Annotated in this window: 16 protein-coding genes; 1 reads left to right on the top strand and 15 read right to left on the bottom strand. The window is 70.7% G+C overall.

Features of this window, described 5'->3' with window-relative positions; translation table 11 throughout:
- Positions 1 to 7: 7 nt before the first annotated feature.
- Complete coding sequence (locus HNR16_RS05325; protein WP_179558113.1) at positions 8 to 865, top strand: trimeric intracellular cation channel family protein; 858 nt, start codon at positions 8 to 10, stop codon at positions 863 to 865.
- Positions 866 to 981: 116 nt separating this feature from the next.
- On the opposite strand, the gene HNR16_RS05320 is transcribed toward HNR16_RS05325, so the two are convergent.
- The 15 genes from HNR16_RS05320 to hrcA form a co-directional block, all read right to left on the bottom strand.
- Positions 982 to 1,491: a hypothetical protein gene (locus tag HNR16_RS05320; protein ID WP_158040426.1), complete on the bottom strand. Its 510-nt coding sequence runs from the start codon at positions 1,489 to 1,491 to the stop codon at positions 982 to 984.
- 258 nt (positions 1,492 to 1,749) lie between these two features.
- Positions 1,750 to 3,519, bottom strand: a complete 1,770-nt coding sequence (gene leuA, locus HNR16_RS05315) for a 2-isopropylmalate synthase (protein WP_158040427.1) — start codon at positions 3,517 to 3,519, stop codon at positions 1,750 to 1,752.
- Positions 3,520 to 3,725: 206 nt separating this feature from the next.
- Positions 3,726 to 6,263: a bifunctional lysylphosphatidylglycerol flippase/synthetase MprF gene (locus HNR16_RS05310; RefSeq protein WP_158040428.1), complete on the bottom strand. Its 2,538-nt coding sequence runs from the start codon at positions 6,261 to 6,263 to the stop codon at positions 3,726 to 3,728.
- Positions 6,260 to 7,594: an alpha/beta hydrolase gene (locus HNR16_RS05305; protein ID WP_158040429.1), complete on the bottom strand. Its 1,335-nt coding sequence runs from the start codon at positions 7,592 to 7,594 to the stop codon at positions 6,260 to 6,262. The genes HNR16_RS05310 and HNR16_RS05305 overlap by 4 nt, the downstream gene beginning before the upstream one ends.
- 143 nt (positions 7,595 to 7,737) lie before the next feature.
- A complete protein-coding gene (locus HNR16_RS05300) occupies positions 7,738 to 8,514 on the bottom strand; it encodes an ATP-binding cassette domain-containing protein (protein ID WP_158040430.1) in 777 nt (258 codons plus the stop codon).
- A 103-nt stretch (positions 8,515 to 8,617) separates the two neighbouring features.
- On the bottom strand, positions 8,618 to 9,286 hold the full coding sequence (locus HNR16_RS05295) for a response regulator (RefSeq protein ID WP_158040431.1): 669 nt from the start codon (positions 9,284 to 9,286) through the stop codon (positions 8,618 to 8,620).
- Between the two features lie 5 nt (positions 9,287 to 9,291).
- Positions 9,292 to 10,977, bottom strand: a complete 1,686-nt coding sequence (locus tag HNR16_RS18755) for a sensor histidine kinase (protein WP_158040432.1) — start codon at positions 10,975 to 10,977, stop codon at positions 9,292 to 9,294.
- Positions 10,943 to 11,857: a GTPase Era gene (gene era / locus HNR16_RS05285; RefSeq protein ID WP_158040433.1), complete on the bottom strand. Its 915-nt coding sequence runs from the start codon at positions 11,855 to 11,857 to the stop codon at positions 10,943 to 10,945. The genes HNR16_RS18755 and era overlap by 35 nt, the downstream gene beginning before the upstream one ends.
- Positions 11,854 to 13,167: a hemolysin family protein gene (locus HNR16_RS05280; protein ID WP_225737840.1), complete on the bottom strand. Its 1,314-nt coding sequence runs from the start codon at positions 13,165 to 13,167 to the stop codon at positions 11,854 to 11,856. Before HNR16_RS05280 ends, era begins: the two co-directional genes overlap by 4 nt.
- Entirely contained in the window at positions 13,164 to 13,634 is a 471-nt protein-coding gene (ybeY, locus tag HNR16_RS05275; RefSeq protein ID WP_158040434.1) for an rRNA maturation RNase YbeY, read from the bottom strand. The genes HNR16_RS05280 and ybeY overlap by 4 nt, the downstream gene beginning before the upstream one ends.
- Complete coding sequence (locus HNR16_RS05270; protein WP_377700672.1) at positions 13,631 to 14,710, bottom strand: PhoH family protein; 1,080 nt, start codon at positions 14,708 to 14,710, stop codon at positions 13,631 to 13,633. Before HNR16_RS05270 ends, ybeY begins: the two co-directional genes overlap by 4 nt.
- Positions 14,703 to 15,053 (bottom strand): histidine triad nucleotide-binding protein, encoded by a 351-nt coding sequence (locus tag HNR16_RS05265; protein ID WP_158040435.1) that lies wholly within the window; start codon positions 15,051 to 15,053, stop codon positions 14,703 to 14,705. The genes HNR16_RS05270 and HNR16_RS05265 overlap by 8 nt, the downstream gene beginning before the upstream one ends.
- Complete coding sequence (locus HNR16_RS05260) at positions 15,050 to 15,859, bottom strand: 16S rRNA (uracil(1498)-N(3))-methyltransferase (protein WP_158040436.1); 810 nt, start codon at positions 15,857 to 15,859, stop codon at positions 15,050 to 15,052. The genes HNR16_RS05265 and HNR16_RS05260 overlap by 4 nt, the downstream gene beginning before the upstream one ends.
- A 1-nt stretch (position 15,860) precedes the next feature.
- Positions 15,861 to 16,952 carry a molecular chaperone DnaJ gene (dnaJ, locus tag HNR16_RS05255; protein WP_158040437.1) on the bottom strand — a complete coding sequence of 364 codons (1,092 nt, stop codon included), beginning with the start codon at positions 16,950 to 16,952 and terminating at the stop codon, positions 15,861 to 15,863.
- A 55-nt stretch (positions 16,953 to 17,007) separates the two neighbouring features.
- Positions 17,008 to 18,033, bottom strand: a complete 1,026-nt coding sequence (gene hrcA, locus HNR16_RS05250; RefSeq protein WP_158040438.1) for a heat-inducible transcriptional repressor HrcA — start codon at positions 18,031 to 18,033, stop codon at positions 17,008 to 17,010.
- Positions 18,034 to 18,047 lie beyond the last annotated feature (14 nt).

The raw sequence follows: 18,047 nt of genomic DNA, 5'->3' as shown, positions 1-18,047 counted from the left end.
GGCGTGCATGCACGGTTCGCTCAACGCGATCCCGGAGTGGCTCGACCTCGGCGCGATCGCCGTCGGCGCCGGTGCCGGGACGCTCGTCGCCGGGGAGTTCCGGAGCAAGCGCCTCGACTGGCTCGGTATCGCGATCCTCGGTGTCGCCGTGGGGCTCGGCGGCGGTGTCATCCGTGACGTGCTCATCGGTATCCGCCCCGCGGCGATGTCGACCGACACGTACCTGCTCACCGCGCTCGTCGCCGCGATCGTCGGCATGCTCCTGCAGCCGGCACTTGCGCGGGCCGGCATGGCGATCCAGATCCTCGACGCCGCGGCGCTCGGGTTCTTCTGCGCCGTCGGCACGGCGAAGGCGGTCGAGTTCGGCCTCCCGCTGTTGCCCTGTCTGTTCATCGGCACCGTCACGGCGGCCGGCGGCGGGGTCGTCCGCGATCTGCTGCTCGGCATGCCCGTCGGCGTGCTGTATGCGGGCTCGTTCTATGCCTTCGCCGCGCTCGCGGGCTCGGGCGCGTTCATGATCTCGTACGCGTTCGGGCTCGAGGGCGTGGGCGCCATGTCGGTGTGTGCGGGCGTCACGGCGGCGGTCCGCATGTCGTCCGTGTGGTTCGGGCTCTCACTCCCCGAGCAGATGTCCCTGCGTGTGCCGTCGCGTGTGCGACGACGCCTCGGGCCCCGCGGCGGCTTCAGCGACGCCGACATCGTCGACGCGTCGAGCCTGCACACGCCCCGGACGAAGCCCATCGAGGTCGTCCGGGAGCGCATCGAGTCGGAGGAGCGCGAACGCGACGCGAGGGACCGACGCGCGACGCGGGGACGCCGTCGAATGGGCGACGCACGACGCGAGGACGGCGAGACCGCCGGCTAGGTCCGGCTCACGAACCAGGACCGGCTCTCGAATCGGGACGCTCGAACGTCCTCCGCGGATGCGCGAACGCGCACCGAGGCACGACCACGCACCGAGGATGCTGCGCGGCGGCCCGTTCAGCTGCCCGCGCGGCGGTTGCGCAGACGAACCCGATGGGTGAGGCGGGGCATGTCGAGTTCGGGCCAGAGGTCGATCAGATAGCGCTCGGCGGAATCCCCCTCGGTCTGCCGCCGAACCCGCCGACCGCGAGCGACGCAGCGAATGCGCACCCACCCGTCCCTCGTCTCGACGGGATGCTCGATGCGACGCATGGTGGCACCACTCCCGAGGAGCAGCACGCCGCCATCGGTGCGGACGGAGACCTCCTCCGCCTCGTCGAGCTCGCCGAGCGGCGTGAGCGGAGGTGGTTCGGGGCGGAGACGGAGGCGGACGCCGACCTGGCCGTCGCCGACCCCCGTGGCGACGGCGACGAGCCCGGCGGCGTGCGAGGCCGCGACGAGCTGCCCGTGCCGCCAGGGGTCGGGATCGGCGCGCGACGGCGCGACGTCGGCGTCGCCGAGGGCGAGGAAGAACTGCGCGCCCTGCACGTGGACGCGTCGGCGGGTTTCGGATCGGGTGGCCTGCATGCGCAGATGCTCACACCACCCACGGACACGGCGCGCACGCCATCCGCGGCGCATCCGCCCCACGCCACCCATGACCCGTTGCGGCACGAATCCAGCCGGGTTGTTGCTACCGGGCCCCGGGCCCGGTAGCAACAACCCGGCTGGATTCAGCGACGGAGAGGCCGGGCTGACGCGCGCGGTCGAGGAACGCACGCGACCGGGCACGCGGTCGCGGCACGCACGCGACCGGGCATTCGGTGCGGCGTCCGCGCGCGGCGCTCAGGCCGAGACGGGCGCCGCTTCCTGCAGCTGGGCCGTTCCCGCGCGCAGCGAGCGGTTCACCGCCGACACGATCGCCTTGAGCGAGGCCGTCGAGATGTCGCCGTCGACGCCGACACCCCACAGTCGATCGCCCTCGACCTCGAGCTCGATGTACGCCGCGGCCTGCGCATCGCCGCCCGCCGACATCGTGTGCTCCACGTAGTCGAGCAGCTCCACGCGGATACCGCGCTCGCCCAGCATGCGCAGGAACGCGTCGATCGGGCCGTTGCCCTCACCGCTCGCCTCGTGCGTCTCGTCCCCGTTGCGGATCCGCACATCGAGACGCACGACACCGTCGAGTTCCGACTGGGTGCGCGTCGAGTACAGCTCGAGGCGTCCCCACTTGTGCTGTTCCTCCGCGGCAGGCAGGTACTCGTCCGTGAAGATGCGCCAGATCTCGGCCGCCGTCATCTCGCCGCCCTCGGCGTCGGTCCTGCGCTGCACGACCCCCGAGAACTCGATCTGCAGGCGACGCGGCAGGTCGAGCGAGTGGTGCTCCTTCAGCAGGTACGCGACACCGCCCTTGCCCGACTGGGAGTTGACGCGGATGACGGCCTCGTAGGAGCGGCCGAGATCGCGCGGGTCGACCGGCAGGTACGGCACCGCCCAGACGAGCTCGTCGACGGAGACGCCGCGCTCCTGCGCCTCGGCCTCCATCGCCTCGAAGCCCTTCTTGATCGCGTCCTGGTGCGAGCCGGAGAACGCCGTGTAGACGAGGTCGCCGCCCCACGGGCTGCGCTCGGGCACGGGCAGCTGGTTGCAGTACTCGACCGTGCGGCGCACGCGGTCGATGTCGGAGAAGTCGATCTGCGGGTCGACGCCCTGCGTGAACAGGTTCACGCCGAGGGTCACGAGGTCGACGTTGCCGGTGCGCTCACCGTTGCCGAACAGGCAGCCCTCGATGCGGTCCGCGCCGGCCTGGTAGCCGAGCTCCGCAGCCGCGACGGCCGTGCCGCGGTCGTTGTGCGGGTGCAGCGACAGCAGCACGCTGTCACGCCGGTCGAGGTGCCGGTTCATCCACTCGATCGAGTCGGCGTACACGTTCGGCGTCGCCATCTCGACGGTCGCGGGCAGGTTGATGATCATCTTGTGCTCGGGCGTCGGCTCGATGATCTCGATCACGCGGTTGCAGATCTCGGCCGCGAACTCGAGCTCCGTGCCCGTGTAGCTCTCCGGCGAGTACTCGTAGAACACGTCCGTGTCCGGGATGAGCGACTCGAGCTGCTTGCACAGGCGCGCACCGGCGGTCGCGATGTCGATGATGCCGGCCTGGTCCGTGCGGAACACGACCGCCCGCTGCAGCGTCGACGTCGAGTTGTAGAAGTGGACGATCGCCTGCTTCGCACCCGCGAGCGACCCGTAGGTGCGCCTGATCAGGTGCTCGCGGCACTGTGTGAGGACCTGGATCGTCACGTCGTCCGGGATCGCGTCCTCCTCGATGAGGCTGCGCACGAAGTCGAAGTCGGTCTGGCTCGCGGACGGGAACCCGACCTCGATCTCCTTGTAGCCCATCTCGACGAGCAGATCGAACATGACCCGCTTGCGCTCGGGCGACATCGGGTCGATGAGGGCCTGGTTGCCGTCGCGCAGGTCCACCGCACACCAGCGGGGGGCGACCTCGATGCGACGGTCGGGCCACGTGCGATCGGGCAGATCGACGTGGATCTGCTCGTGGAAGGCGCGGTACCGGTGGACCGGCATGGACGAGGGCTGCTGCGTGTTCTTCATGACTGTGCTCCTGGCGTTCGCTCGCCGGTCAGGTGACGTCGGCGGCTGTGGTGTCACGGACGGACGTCCGATTCAAAGCCCACGACGAACTCCGCGACGAGGGAGGCTTCGTGACTAGGCCTCGTCGCGGCGGCGAAGAAGGAGGGTGCCGAACAGCATGTCGGACATCGTAGCACCGGGCCGCACGCTCGCGCGCGCCACGGCCGTCACGACTCGGGCCGATCATTCCGCGCCTGCCGGAACGCGTCGACGAGCGCGCCGACCGTGACGCCGGGCAGATACGCCTTGGTCAACGCGAGCCCGATCGCCGGCAGTTGGGTCGGTTCGAGGTAGACGAGTCCGAGCGGCACCATGACCGGCTGGAACTTGCGCTTGAAGTTGAGCAGCGACCGGAACCCGTACACGGGTTCGAGCCGCGCACCGAGCTCGTGGAGCAGTCCCTGCAGGATGCTCGCGTCGCCGCTGTCGCTCGCCGCGTGCTGCACGCTCGACGCGAGCGGCGCCGCCGAGAGGGAGAGGAACTCGGCCCCCTCCGACTGCAGCCGTTGCGCGACGCGGGCGATGAGCATCTCCATGACGCCGTTCATGCTGTCGGGGCGCCGACGCATGACGTCGAGCGTCCGGCCGACGATCCGCTCGTCCCGCCAGACGGGCAGCCAGCTCGTGACGGCCTGCACGACCCCCGCACCGTCGACGGCGAGCGCGATGAGCACCTCGTCGTCGTCGAGCTGCGCGAGACCGCCGAGCGTGAATCCCATCTCGGGCAGCGCCTTGTCTCCGGCCCATTCGGCCGAGATCTCACGCACCTGTTCGAGCTCGCTCGCCGTCAATTCGTCGAACCGCCCCCAGCGCACGTCGACGCCCTCGCGGTCCGCGCGGTTGATCGACGACCGGACGTCCTGCCACTTCTTGCCCTTCATCGCCCAGTCCTCGAGCGGGATGACACTCTCCTCCGCGACCTCGACGGCGCTCCAGCCCGTCTCCACGAAGCGTTCGGCGAGTGTCATGGGGACGGAGTAGAAGCACGGGATGAGCCCGTTGGTGTCGGACTCGGTCGCGAAGCGCGAGAGCACGTCGTGGTCGTCGACGTCCGGTGCACCGAAGGGCGTTCCGAGCACGATCGCGACGCGCTGCTCGACACGGTAGGTGACGGCCGCGCCGGTCTCGGTGTCGAGCCAGGTGCGCATCCCGGGCCAGGTCGCCATGTGGGCGATCGGACCGCCGCCCCCGCGGCGGAGGAGTTCGCGCACCCGATCGGGGGCGAGGTCGCGCTCGTGGGGCCGGGTCGTCGCGAGCGCGGAACGGCACGCGAGCAGCACGACGATATCGAAGACGGGTGCGATGCCGAACGTGAGGGCGAGCGCGAGTGGCGAGACCGGGTCGAACGCGACCGGATTGGCCGCGAGGAGCGCCGGTGGGAGCAATCGTTCCGGTGCCTCCAGCAACGCCGTGCCGAGGGTCGGGGCGGGCGTCCAGGCGGACGGATCCGCGAGGACGATCGCGACGTACAGCGCCATGAGGACGAGCGCGGCAGCCACGACCGCCACGAGCGCGCGGATCGCCCGCGCACGGACCGGCGGGAGCGGACAGCTCGCGCGCCAGCGCCACAGGGCCACTGCGGCGAGCACGTGGATCACGAGGATCGCCACCACCTGGACGACGAACTGCGTCGCGTCGAGCCGCGACGCGCGCGCACCGTCACCGACGGCGGCCGTGGGGGTGAGGATCCAATAGAAGACGAAGAGACCGACGAGCAGGAGGTTCGCCGCGATGCCGAGATGGATCGCGAGTCGCCGTCCCCGCCAGATCCCCCACGCGATGACGACGAACACGAGCCACGGGAGCGCCGAGACGAGCACCTCCACGGGCGAGAGACTCGCCGCGACCGTCTGTTGCTGCACGCAGGAGGCCGTCACGTCCCACACACGGCACGCGTTCGTCGCGCGCGGTTCCGCGAACCGCCCGACGACGAGCTGCACGATCGGCCCCGCGAGACTGTGCCGGTGCGGTTCGATGAGTGCGAGCAGCGGCCCGATCCCGAGCATGGCGCTCGTCGAGGCGAGCAGGACGCGCGTCTCGTGCTCCGTGGACCGCCGCCACGAGCGATCGTTCTCGCGCGGGACGAGGACGAAACCGAGCGCGAGGCCGGCGAGTCCCGCACCGATGCGGACGAAGTCGTCGACCTGACCGAGGTACACGGTGCCGATGACGAGCGCGACGAGCACCAACACGCGCGTGCGTCGCCGGTGGATGCGGTCGAGTGCCGCAGAGCCCGCGAGTGCGAGACCGACGGCGGGCGCGATCGGATCGAGCACGAGCACGCGGTCCGCGTCGGGGAACCAGCCGAGCGTCAACGCGGCCGACAGGCCCTGGAGGGCGAGGCCCACGAGGGCGCCGGCGAGCGTCGTCGTGACGAGGGCGATGATGCTGCGCCGCGTCCCGAGCCGCGGTTCGACGAGCCCGCCGAGCACCACGACCACCGCGAGTGCGAGGACGAGGTGCCGTGGGCCGGTCGTCAGGAGCGGATAGCTCAGGACCGTCCACCAGCGGCCGTCATCGACGACGGGGCCGAGGCCCGTCGCGAGCACCGAACCGATCGGTCCGGCGTCCCCCTGGTCGGGCCCCCCGACCGCTCGCGCGACGAGTGCCACGATCGACACGACGAGCACCGTCACCGCGAACGTCACCGTGACGGGACGAGCCCGGACGACACGCATCAGGCGTGCGAGTGTGTCGCGGATCATGCGCTCACCAGTCCGCTGCGTTCGGCGTACGTGGGCAGCGCCTGTTGGAGGACGTCGGCGACGGTGTTGAAGTCGTGCGAGGTGCCGGACGACACGATCGTCGACGCGTCGATGCCTGCGGCCTTCGCCCCCTGCTCGAGCGTTGCCGCGTAGCCCGAGTAGACGGCGTCCTGTTGGCCCACCCCCTGGATGAGCACGGTGTCTTTGTAGGGCGCGTGCGCCGCGACGACGCTGAGCGGCTTCGCGGCCTCGTACGCCGCGTCATCCCCGCCGAACCCCTTCGCGATCGTCGTCGCCGGATCGCCGAGCGAGGGCACGAGTTCGGCGGAGATCGCGATGTCGGTCCCGTAGCGAGCACTGTCCGCGAGGCCGATCTGGAACGTGCAGGTGGCGCCCTCGGAGAAGCCGCCGAACGCCCACGCGAGCCGGTTCTCGGCGACGTTCAGGTGCTGGTCGATCCAGTCCGGCACGTCCGTGTCGAGGTAGGTCGCGGCGTTCCCGAGCGGGCCGTCGACGCACATCGGGTTCGCGTCCGACGCGCCGAGCTGATCGGGGCTCACGACGATCGGCGCGAGTCCGTTGTGCGCGGCCGCGAAGTCGTCGAGGATCTGTTCGAACCTGCCGGACTGGAGGATGTCACTCGGATCGCCCGGCTGTCCGGCGAGGATCACCATGACCGGGAGCGGGGGCGGTGAGGCGACGAGCGCGGCGGGCGGAAGGTAGATCCAGGCGGGCCTCGCGGTGAACCCGGACGCGGTGCCGGGGATCTCGAGTTGCACGGTCGAGCCAGCGGCCGGCATGTCGGCGGGTGGCGTCCACGCCGCCTCCGCGACGGGATCGACGCTCGAGGCGATTCGGGCGGGCAGTCCCGTGGCCGCATCGGCGACCTGTGCGGGGAAGAGCTGCGCGACGGTCCGGACCTGCCCGACCGCGACGTTGACCGCGGCGGCCCCGGCGACGAGCGCCAGGACGACGAGGGTGCCCCCGAGCACACGGCGCCAGCGCTCCGTGCCGCCGCGCCGGCGGCCGAAGAGGACGATCGCACCGGTCACCGCGAGCGCGACACCCAGGACGATGCCCACGCGCGCCCCGACTTCGACGGGGACACCCAGGAGATCGATGCCGTCGACGAGGATCCAGACGACGCACGCGGTGAGGAGGCCCGCCGCGGCGGTGACGACGCCGACGAGGAGCAGCCGCCGACGATGCGCGCGAGGGTCCGTCCCGGGGAGCGGCCGGAAGACGATCAGCACGGTGATGGCGACGACGACGACGACGAGCACGGCCACCACGACGGGTACATCGAGCCGGGCGTGCAGCAACTGATCCATTGGCGTCCTTCCGAGGTCCAGCCGTAATGATGCTCCAGCGAACCTCGGAAGCACCCCGGACGACACGCGAGCCGGATCGTGTCGTCGCGGCAGTGTCGCACGGTTCGCGGACGCATGCGACCCGATTCGAGCGGATCGCGCGATCAGGCGGCGACCGCGAGCTCCGATTCGAGTTCTTCCGCCGTCATCGCCCGCGGGGTCCCCGCGACCGTGCCGTCCCGGACGAGGACGACGCGGTCGGCGGCCGTCCCGACACCGGAGTCGGCGGTCACGAGCGCGACCGCGAGGTCGTACTCCATGGCCATCGTGCGCAGGAGGACGGTGATCGCGCGACGGTCGCGCTCGTCGAGATCGCCGCCGGGCTCGTTGCCGTACACGAGGGCGGGTCGGGGGGCGAGGGCTCGTGCGATCGCGACGCGCTGCTGCTGGGCGGGCGGAAGTTCGTGGGGGTAGCAGTCGAGGTGGGAGGCGAGCCCGAGGCTCGTGACGAGCCGATCGAGCCAGCGGGCGTCCTGCAGGGAGATCGGCCGTTCGTCGAGGTCGAAGGGCAGACGGATGTTGCCGACGACCGTGCGGCTTCCCGCGAGGTCGATCCCCCGGAAGAGGTAGCCGATGTTCGCGCGCCGGAACCGGGCGAGTTCGACGCCCGACAGCGCGCAGACGTCGGTGCCCGCGATGTAGGCGTGCCCGGACTCGGCGGGTTGGAGGCCCGTCGCGACGTTCATGATGCCCGCCGCGGCACCGTCCGCCGCGCCCATGACCGCGGTCAGCTCGCCTCGGTCGACGCGGAAGCCGACGTCGTGCACGGCGTCCGTGCTCCCCGTGTTCCTCGTGAGTCCCTCCACGCGCAGCGCGACCCGGTCGAGGCGAGTCGCCTCACCGAGCGGCGCATGCTGCGTGCGCACGTCGGGATCCGTCATGCGCTCGACGGTAGTCGCGACATCCTGGGATCTCGTCGTCCGACGCTCCCAAAACCCATCATCCTGGCGGATGAGCCCCACCGGGTGTCGGCGCGGCGACGATTCAGAGCAGGCCGTGCTCGTAGGCGTAGACCACGAGCTGCACGCGGTCGCGAAGATCGAGCTTCGTGAGCACGCGCGAGATGTGGGTCTTCACGGTCGCCTCGCTCAGGAACTCCTGCGCCGCGATCTCGCCGTTCGACATGCCTTTCGCCGCGTGGAAGAACATCTCGCGCTCGCGCTCGGTGAGCGTCGCGAACTCGGGCGGCTCACCACCGAGGCGGCCGGGCGACTGGGAGAACCGCCGGATCAGCTCGGCGGTCGCCTGGGCGGCGAACACCTCGGCGCCGGAGTGGACGGTCCGGATCGCCGCGAGCAGGAACTCCGGATCGGCGTCCTTGAGCACGAACCCCGAGGCGCCCGCGGCGACGGCCTTGGCGACCGCCTCGTCGAGGTCGAAGGTCGTGAGGACGAGGATGCGGGAGCGCAGGCCGCGGGCCACGATCTCGCGGGTCGCCTCGAGACCGTCGGTCCCGGGCATCCGGACGTCCATGAGGATGACGTCGGGCTTGATCTGCATCGCGAGGTGCACCGCCTGGGCACCGTCGCTCGCCTCGCCCACGAACGTCATGTCCGGCTGGCTCTCGATGAGCATCCGGATACCGCCTCGGAACAGTGGCTGGTCGTCGACGAGGGCGACGCGGATCTGTTCTGCCTGCGGAAGAGTCGTCATGTTCATCAGCGTACCGTCGGGCCGGAGGTCGGTGCGGCCGAATCGTCGCCGCGTCGGGGGACGTCGGTGCTGCCGCGGACACTCGGCCCGGTCCAGCGGTCGAGTCGCTCCCGCTCGTCCGGTCCGATGGGCCCGCCATCCGGGCAGGGCTCGGTCGGTCCCGGTACGGGGCCGGTGGTGTCGGGACACGGCTCGTCGTTCTGCGCCCCGGGGCCTCCCTCCGTCGCGGCGGTGCCACCGGGCACGACACCGGGCGCGCCACGCACACCCGTGGCCGTCGCAGCGGCCGCTCCCGCGGGGCTCCCAGCGGCGGGGATCCCCGCGGGATTCCCACCCGCGATGACGGGGTCGCGGGATCCGACGATGTCGACGGTCCGTGTCGGCGCCGTATCGCCCTGCGGCACGGTCGGAACGACGGCGACGATGTGGAACCGGTCGCCGATCCGTCCCGCTTCGAGCGTCCCACCGCTCATGACGATCCGCTCCCGCATACCGATGAGACCGTGTCCGGAGTCCGCTCGCGGGGGCGGCGGAACGGGATTGCACGTGTTCTCGACCTCGACGCGGAGCTCGGGTCCCCACGCGATGCGGATGATCGTCGGGAGGTTCGGGTCGCCGTGTCGGAGGGAGTTGGTCAAGGACTCCTGGACGAGGCGATAGAGCGCGATGTCGGCGTTCTGTCGGAGCGACTGTGGCGCGCCCGAACTCTCCACCAGGATACGGAGGCCGGCGAGCCGCATGCGTTCGAGGACGACGGGGGCGTCGGCGAAGCCCGGCTGTGGCCCCGACGGCTGACTGTGGCGGAGTTGGCCGAGCAGGCCGCGGACCTCGACGAGCGCGTCCCGGGAGATCTCGGCGATCTTCGTGAGCGTCTCCTCACCCGAGGCCGGATTCGTTCGCATCGCGTACCGGCCGCCGTCCGCCTGGGCGACGACGACCGCGAGCGAGTGCGCGACGACGTCGTGCATGTCACGAGCGATCCGGTTGCGCTCCTGCTCGACGAAGAGCTGTTCACGGCTCCGCAGGCTCTCGACCTCGGCGACCTCGCGCTTGGTCCGCGCGACCTGGGCGTCTCGCTGCATCCGCCGAAGGAGTCCCCCGAGCCAGCACATGGACAGTGCGACGGCGAGCAGGAACCAGACGATCGACGCGGCGATGACGAAACCGCTCGGCTCGATGTCGATGAGGCTCGCGAGGAGGTTCCAGCCGAGCACGCGCGGCTCGTGCCACAGCAGGGACAGGATGACGGCCGCGGGGATGACCGCCGCCGAGACGGCCGAGGTGATGAGACTGCGTCTGCTCCCGTACGCCGCGCACGTGAACACGATGACCGCGATCGCGAGATCCTGGCCGTGCGGATCGATGCCCGCGAGGAGCTTGAACGCGACCGTCACGAACACCACCGCGAGCGAGAGTCCCGGCCCCCAGCGACGGATCACGAGTGCGAGCGTGTACAGCACCCCGGGCAGGATCAGTTGCGGATCGAACCACACCGTGGACGACTGCAGGAACACGAACGGGAAGCCGATGATGCCCTGCATGACGACGGCCAGCAGGCTGTCGAACAGCCAGTTCGTCCACGTGATCCGACGCGTATGGCGGCGCAGGAACGCCCGCACGCGTCCCTCGCGACGATCGGCAGCGGGGCGCGTCGGCTCAGAAGCCGAGACGTCCGAGCTGCTTGGGATCACGCTGCCATTCCTTCGCTACCTTGACGTGGAGCGAGAGGATGGTCCGGCCCTCGGAGATCCGGTCGAGTTCACGCTGAGCCGTCTCCCGGATCCGCCGGAGTCGCTCGCCGCCACGGCCGATGATGATCCCTTTCTGACTGTCACGCTCTACGACGATGTTGGCATAGACCTCGCGCGTGGAACCATCGTCCCGGAGGACGACGTCGTCGATCGTCACGGCGATCGAGTGCGGCAGCTCCTCTCGCGCGTCGGCGAGGGCCGCTTCGCGCACGAGCTCGGCGGCGCGCTGTTCGAACGACTCCTCGGTGATCATGTCCGCCGGGTACAGCGGGTCAGACTCGGGCATGAGGGCGATCAGCTCACGGACGAGCGTGTCGAGCTGGATGCCCTCGATCGCGGACACGGGGATGACGGCGTCCCACTCCGCGAGCTCGTCGACCTCGAGGAGACGCTGGGCGAGGACGTCGCGGCCGACGGTCTCGGCCTTCGTCACGAGTGCGATGCGGCGGGGGCGCGGGAACTGTCCGATCTGTTCGACGATGAACCGGTCCCCCGGGCCGACCTTCTCGTCGGCGGGGACGCAGAACGCGATGACGTCGACGTCGGAGAGCGTCTGCTGCACGACGTCGTTGAGGCGTTCCCCGAGGAGCGTGCGGGGCCGGTGCAGTCCCGGGGTGTCGACGATCACGAGCTGGCCGTCGGGCCGGTGGACGATGCCGCGCACGGCCCGGCGGGTCGTCTGGGGCTTCGGTGACGTGATGACGATCTTCTCGCCGACGAGGGCGTTCGTGAGCGTCGACTTGCCGACGTTCGGTCGGCCGACGAACGTGAGGAACCCGGCGCGGTAGCTGCCGCTCGTCTCGGGTGCGGTGTCGGTCATGGGGCCTCGATCCTGTTCCCGGCCGGTGCGGCCGCCTCGTCGTCCTCGTGTCCGCCGGGCGCCCGGCGGGCGATGACGGTGGTCACCCGTCGGCGACGGCCGACGCGCTCCGCCCGCAGTTCGACGCCGTCCACGACGGCGACGTCGCCCCCGTCGGGCACCTTCCCGAGCGTCTTCGCGAGCAGCCCGCCGACGGAGTCGACGTCCTCGTCGTCGAGTTCGAGGTCGAACAGCTCGCCGAGTTCACCGATGGGCATGCGTGACGACACGCGGAACACTCCGCCGCCGAGATCCTCGACCTCGTGGTCGTCGTGGTCGTACTCGTCGGTGATCTCGCCGACGAGTTCCTCGATGAGGTCCTCGAGGGTGACGAGACCGGCGATGCCGCCGTACTCGTCGACGACCATCGCGAAGTGGTTCGAACGCGTCTGCATCTCGCGCAGCAGCGTCGCCGTCGGCATCGACTCGGGGACGAACACGGCGGGCCGCGCGACCTCGGCGGCCGTGACGCTCCCGGCCGCGAGGTCGGCACCGACACCGTGACGCACGAGGTCCTTCAGGTAGAGGACCCCGAGCACGTGGTCGCTGTCGAGACCGACGACGGGTGCGCGCGAGAGGCCCTCCCGCAGGAACAGGTCGAGTGCCGTCGCGGCCGTCGCGTCCTCGTCGACCGTGATCATGTCGGTGCGCGCGATCATGACCTCGCGCACGATGCGGCCGGAGAAATCGAAGACGGCATGGATGAGTTCGCGGTCGGCGTCCTCGAGCACGTCGAGCTCGGCGGCCTCGTCGACCATGCTGAGCAATTCCTCCTCGCTCGTGACGGACCCTGCCCTGCGCGGACGACCCGGCGTCACACGGTCGCCGACGAGGACGAGGACCTCCGCGAGCGGCCCGAGCACGATGCGCACGAGGCGCGCGAGCCACCCCGTCGCCATGAGCACGCCGAGCGGGTGCGCTCGGCCGACCGATCGTGGGCTCGCGCCCGCGAGGACGAACGACGCGAGCATCATGCACGCGGTCGCGACGAGGAACACGGCCCACTCGGCCTCGAACACCTGCAGCAGCAGGAGCGTCACGAGCACGGCGGCCATCGTCTCGAACAGGACGCGCGCGAAGGTGAGGGCGTTCGTGTGGCCCCGCGGGTCGAGGGCGATGCGGCGGATCGCGCCGGACGCTCGACCGCCGCGCTCCGCGTACTCCTCCAGATCGGCCCGTGAGGACGAGCCGATCGCGGTCTCGGCGGCGGCGAACAGGCCGCTCACGGCGACCATGACGACGACCGCGGCGACGAGTGCGACGAGGGTCACGCGTGCCCTCGCCTCCGGTCCTCGGCCGCGAAGCCGGCGAGGAGTTCGCGCTGGAGTCCGAACATCTGCCGCTCGTCCTCGGGCTCCGCGTGGTCGAACCCGAGCAGGTGGAGGATGCCGTGGACCGTGAGCATGCAGATCTCGTCCATCGTCGACTGCCCGTTCTCGGCGGCCTGGGCGGCCGCGACCTCGGGACAGAGCACGATGTCGCCGAGGAGTCCGGGCGGGGTCGGGCGGTCGGCCGTCCCCGGACGCAGTTCGTCCATGGGGAAGCTCAGGACGTCGGTCGGCCCGGGCTCGTCCATCCACTGGACGTGCAGTTCCTCCATGACGCCGACCTCGACGAACTGGATCGCGAGCTCCGCGTCCCGATGCACGTGCAGCTGGTCGAGTGCGAAGGTCGAGAGGCGCAGGACGCGCGCCTCGTCGATCTCGGCGGCCGATTCGTTGTTGATCTCGATGCTCATCGGGCTCCTCCGCCGCGCGGTCCACGGCGCTCGTGTCGTTCGTGCTGCTGCGCCTGCGTCGTCGCGTCGTAGGCCGTGTAGGCGTCCACGATGCGTCCGACGAGCGTGTGGCGCACGACGTCGTCGCTCGTGAGCTCCGAGAAGGCGATGTCGTCGATCCCCCGCAGGACGCGCGTCACGAGCTTGAGCCCGGAGGCGCCCGTCGGGAGGTCGACCTGCGTGATGTCGCCGGTCACGACCATCTTCGACCCGAAGCCGAGACGCGTGAGGAACATCTTCATCTGCTCGGGCGTCGTGTTCTGCGCCTCGTCGAGTACGACGAAGCTGTTGTTGAGGGTGCGTCCACGCATGTAGGCGAGCGGCGCGACCTCGATGCCGCCCGTCGCCATGAGCTTCACGACCAGTTCGGGGTCGAGCATCTCACCGAGGGCGTCGAACAGGGGTCGCAGGTAGGGGTCGATCTTGTCGTTGAGCGAGCCGGGCAGGTAGCCGAGCCGCTCCCCCGCCTCGACGGCGGGCCGCGTCAGGATGATCCGCTCGACCTCCTTGCGCTGGAGGGCCTGCACGGCCTTCGCCATCGCCAGGTAGGTCTTGCCCGTGCCCGCGGGGCCGATCCCGAACACGATCGTGTTCGCGTCGATCTCGTCGACGTAGCGCTTCTGGCCGAGCGTCTTCGGGCGGATGATGCGGCCACGGGCCTGCACGATGGCCTGCCCGAGGACGTCCGAGGGAGCGGGCCCGTCGCGATCGAGCAGTTGTTGCGAGCGCGACACCTCGCCCGGTTCGAGATCGACGCCGCCCCGCGCGAGCTCGACGAGCTCGCGGATGAGCGCCTCGGCTCGCCCGACGTCGCCGCGCTCGCCGGACAGGGTCAGCTCGTTCCCGCGTGCGAGGACGCGAACGCGCGGATGCTCCCGCTCGACGGTCTTCAGCAGGCGGTCACCGGGGCCGAGCAGGCGCACCATGGCGACGCCCTCGACCGTGACCGTGCGTTCGATGAACTCGCCGGAGACGCTGCGCGTCTCCTCACCCCCGACGGGGCGGTCACCCCCGACGGGGCGGTCGTCACTAGGCAAGTCGTCCTTCCGAGAGGTCACCGGCCAGGACGTGCGCGTGCACGTGGAAGACGGTCTGACCGGCTTCGGGGCCGTTGTTGAACACGAGGCGGAACTGCCCGTCGGCGAAGCGCTCGGCGAGCTGCTTCGCGACACCGACCATGTCGGCCAGGAGCGCGGGGTCACCCGCGGCGAGCTCGGTGACGTCGCGGAAGTCGGGACGCTTGGGCACCACGAGCAGATGCACCTCGGCCTGCGGGTTGATGTCCCTGATCGCGATGATCCGGTCGTCCTCGAAGACGATGTCGGCCGGGATCTCGCGGTCGATGATGCGGGTGAAGATCGAGGGGGCGTCGCTCGTCATGCGTCGATCCTACCCGTCCCGGACGCGCCGGGACCCGGGTCGATCCCGTCGAGGAGCCGACGGACGCCCCAGACGACGGCGAGCGCGGCGGCGCCCGCCGTGGACGTGCGCAGCACGCGCGAACCGAGCGACACGGGGACGGCACCGGCCCCGACGAGCGCCGACACCTCTCGCTCGTCGATGCCGCCCTCGGGGCCGACGACGAGCGTCAGGCGTCGCGCCTCGCGGGCCGTGGACTCCGCCAGGACGGCGGGTAGCTCCCGATCCGCCCCCGGCACGAGGACGAGGACGAGATCATCGGCACGCTCGTCGGCGCAGTCGTCGGCGAGGTGCGCGGTGTCGACGGGCTCGAGGACCGTCGGGATCGTCAGCCTGATGCTCTGTTTCGCGGCCTCGCGCACGATGCCGCGCCAGCGTGCGAGTGCCTTCCCGCGCTTGGCGGCGTCCCATCTCGACACGCTGCGCGCTGCCTGCCACGGAACGATCTCGTCGACACCGAGTTCCGTCGCGGACTGGATCGCGAGCTCGTCCCGACCACCCTTCGCGAGCGCCTGCACGAGACGCAGCGTCCGGCGCGCCGGCTCGTCGCGCACGATGGTCTCGACCGTGATCGTGACCCGGTCGCGGTCGGCCGCCGCGACAGGACCGCTCACGCCGAGACCACGACCGTCGGAGATCGTGATCCGCTCGCCGACGCGCACGCGGGCGACCGACGCGGCATGGCGGGCCTCCTCCCCCGTGAGGGATGCGCGGTCCCCGACCCCGAGCGCCGCATCGAGGTCGTCGGCGACGTAGAGCCAGGCCACGTCAGCGACCGAACCGGTCGCGGATCTTCGAGAAGAGTCCCTGTCGTTCGCGGACGAGCCTCGGGCCCTCGGGCTTCGTGCGCTCGGCGAACTGCGCGAGCAGCTCCCTCGCGCGCCCGTCGACCTTCGTCGGCGTCACGACCTGGATGGCGACGTCGAGGTCGCCGCGCACGGTCGACTGCAGCCGCATGATGCCCCGGCCCTTGATCGTGAGCACCTCGCCCGACTGGACGCCCGAGGGCACCTCGAGCTCCGCATCGCCGTCGAGTGCCTGCAGCGTGGTCGACGTCCCGAGGATCGCATCGACCATCGAGACCTCGAGGACGCACCGCAGATCGTCGCCGTCGCGGGAGAAGACCTCGTGGGGGCGCACCCGGATCTCGAGGAAGAGGTCACCGTTCGCCCCACCCGCCGGCCCGGCCTCGCCCTGCCCGGGGAGGCGGATCCGAAGCCCCGAGTCCACCCCGGCGGGGATGTCGACGGGGATCGTGACCTCGCTGCGGACGCGCCCCTGCCCCGAGCAGGTCGGGCACGGGTGCTCGATCACGGTGCCGTAGCCGCGGCAGTTCGTGCACGCCTGCTGCGTCACGATCATACCGAGGATCGAGCGGACCTGCTGCTGGACGCTGCCCGTCCCGCCGCAGACGGTGCACGTGACGGGAGAGGTGCCGGGGGCGCAGCACGACCCGTGGCAGTCCTCGCACACGACGGCGGTCGTGACCTTGACATCACGGTGCGTGCCGAAGATGACCTCGTCGAGATCCAGCTCGACGCGCACGAGCGCGTCCTGGCCGCGTTCCGCGCGGGAGCGGGGGCCGCGGCGGCCGCCACCGGACGCCTGCCCGAAGAAGGTCTCGAAGATGTCGCCGAAGCCGAACCCGCCGGCCTGGCCACCGCCCTGGTCGTACTGCCGCCTGCGCTGCGGGTCGCTCAGGGTGTCGTAGGCGTACGTGACGGCCTTGAACTGTTCCGCCGCCTCGGGCGAGGGGTTCACATCGGGGTGCAGTTCGCGGGCGAGTCGGCGATATGCCTTCTTGATGTCGTCGGACGAGGCGTCACGGCTCACGCCGAGGGTCTCGTAGTGGTCTGCCACGTGGGCAACTCCTTCATGGTGTTCGACGGGTGGTCGGTGGGGACGTGCGCGACGATCAGTCGCGGTGACCGTCGCCCAGGATGCGGGACAGGTAGCGGGCGACGGCTCGCACCGCGACCATGTTGTGCTGGTAGTCCATGCGTGTGGGGCCGAGCACGCCGAGGCGTGCGTGTGCTCCGTCACTCGAGTACGAGGTGCTGAGGATCGAGGTCTCCCCGAACCCCTCGTACGCGTTCTCGCGGCCGATGGACACGGCGACGCCGCCGTCGTCACCGAGTTCGGTCATGAGCCGCAGCAGCACGACCTGCTCCTCGATCGCCTCGAGGACGGGAAGGATCGTGGAGGGGAAGTCCTGCTCGGTGCGCGCGAGATTCGCGGCACCGGCGGTGACGACGCGGTCCTGACGGTTGGCGAGCACCTGTTCGAGGAGGTTCACGACGATCGGCGCGACGAAGGCCGCATCGGCCTCGGGGAGGATGCCCGAGACGTCGCGCAGCTCGGCGACGGCCTGCTCGAGGCGACGTCCGATGAGGCGCTCGGCGAAGCGCTCGCGGAGCGTATAGAGCAGTTCGTCCGAGATCGGCTCGGCGAGTTCGCCGATGCGCTGTTCGACCCGCCCCGAGTCGGTGATGACGATCGTGAGGACGCGACGTTCGCTCAGGCGGACGAAATCGACGTGGTGGATGCTCGCCCGCGCGAGCGACGGGTACTGGACGATCGCGAGGCCGTTCGTGAGCTGCGCGAGCGAGCGGACCGAACGGCGCAGCGTCTCCTCGAGGTCGCTCGATCCGCCGAGGAACGACTCGATCGCCCGACGCTGGGCGCTCGAGAGCGGGCGCAGGTCGGCGAGACGGTCGACGAAGAGCCGGTACCCCTTGTCGGTCGGCACCCGGCCCGAGGAGGTGTGGGGTGCCGCGATGAGCTCGGCCTCCTCGAGCTGCGCCATGTCGTTGCGGATCGTCGCCGCGGAGACGCCGAAGGCATGGCGTTCGGAGATGGACTTCGACCCGACCGGCTCGCGGTTCGTGATGTAGTCGCTCACGATGACCCGGAGCACCTCGAGGCTCCGCTCGGAAACCATGCTGCACCTCCGGC

The sequence above is a fragment of the Pseudoclavibacter chungangensis genome, from assembly GCF_013410545.1.
GTDB lineage: Bacteria > Actinomycetota > Actinomycetes > Actinomycetales > Microbacteriaceae > Pseudoclavibacter > Pseudoclavibacter chungangensis.
The sequence above is the reverse complement of the archived record's forward strand: the minus strand, read 5'-3'. Positions and strand labels throughout refer to the sequence as shown.

Bases quoted from the DNA above. Each gene is read 5' to 3' on its own strand.
- HNR16_RS05325 (WP_179558113.1), top strand. From the start codon at position 8: ATGCACGGTTCGCTCAACGCGATCCCGGAGTGGCTCGACCTCGGCGCG.
- HNR16_RS05320 (WP_158040426.1), bottom strand. From the start codon at position 1,491: ATGCAGGCCACCCGATCCGAAACCCGCCGACGCGTCCACGTGCAGGGC.
- leuA (WP_158040427.1), bottom strand. From the start codon at position 3,519: ATGAAGAACACGCAGCAGCCCTCGTCCATGCCGGTCCACCGGTACCGC.
- HNR16_RS05310 (WP_158040428.1), bottom strand. From the start codon at position 6,263: ATGATCCGCGACACACTCGCACGCCTGATGCGTGTCGTCCGGGCTCGT.
- HNR16_RS05305 (WP_158040429.1), bottom strand. From the start codon at position 7,594: ATGGATCAGTTGCTGCACGCCCGGCTCGATGTACCCGTCGTGGTGGCC.
- HNR16_RS05300 (WP_158040430.1), bottom strand. From the start codon at position 8,514: ATGACGGATCCCGACGTGCGCACGCAGCATGCGCCGCTCGGTGAGGCG.
- HNR16_RS05295 (WP_158040431.1), bottom strand. From the start codon at position 9,286: ATGACGACTCTTCCGCAGGCAGAACAGATCCGCGTCGCCCTCGTCGAC.
- era (WP_158040433.1), bottom strand. From the start codon at position 11,857: ATGACCGACACCGCACCCGAGACGAGCGGCAGCTACCGCGCCGGGTTC.
- ybeY (WP_158040434.1), bottom strand. From the start codon at position 13,634: ATGAGCATCGAGATCAACAACGAATCGGCCGCCGAGATCGACGAGGCG.
- HNR16_RS05265 (WP_158040435.1), bottom strand. From the start codon at position 15,053: ATGACGAGCGACGCCCCCTCGATCTTCACCCGCATCATCGACCGCGAG.
- hrcA (WP_158040438.1), bottom strand. From the start codon at position 18,033: ATGGTTTCCGAGCGGAGCCTCGAGGTGCTCCGGGTCATCGTGAGCGAC.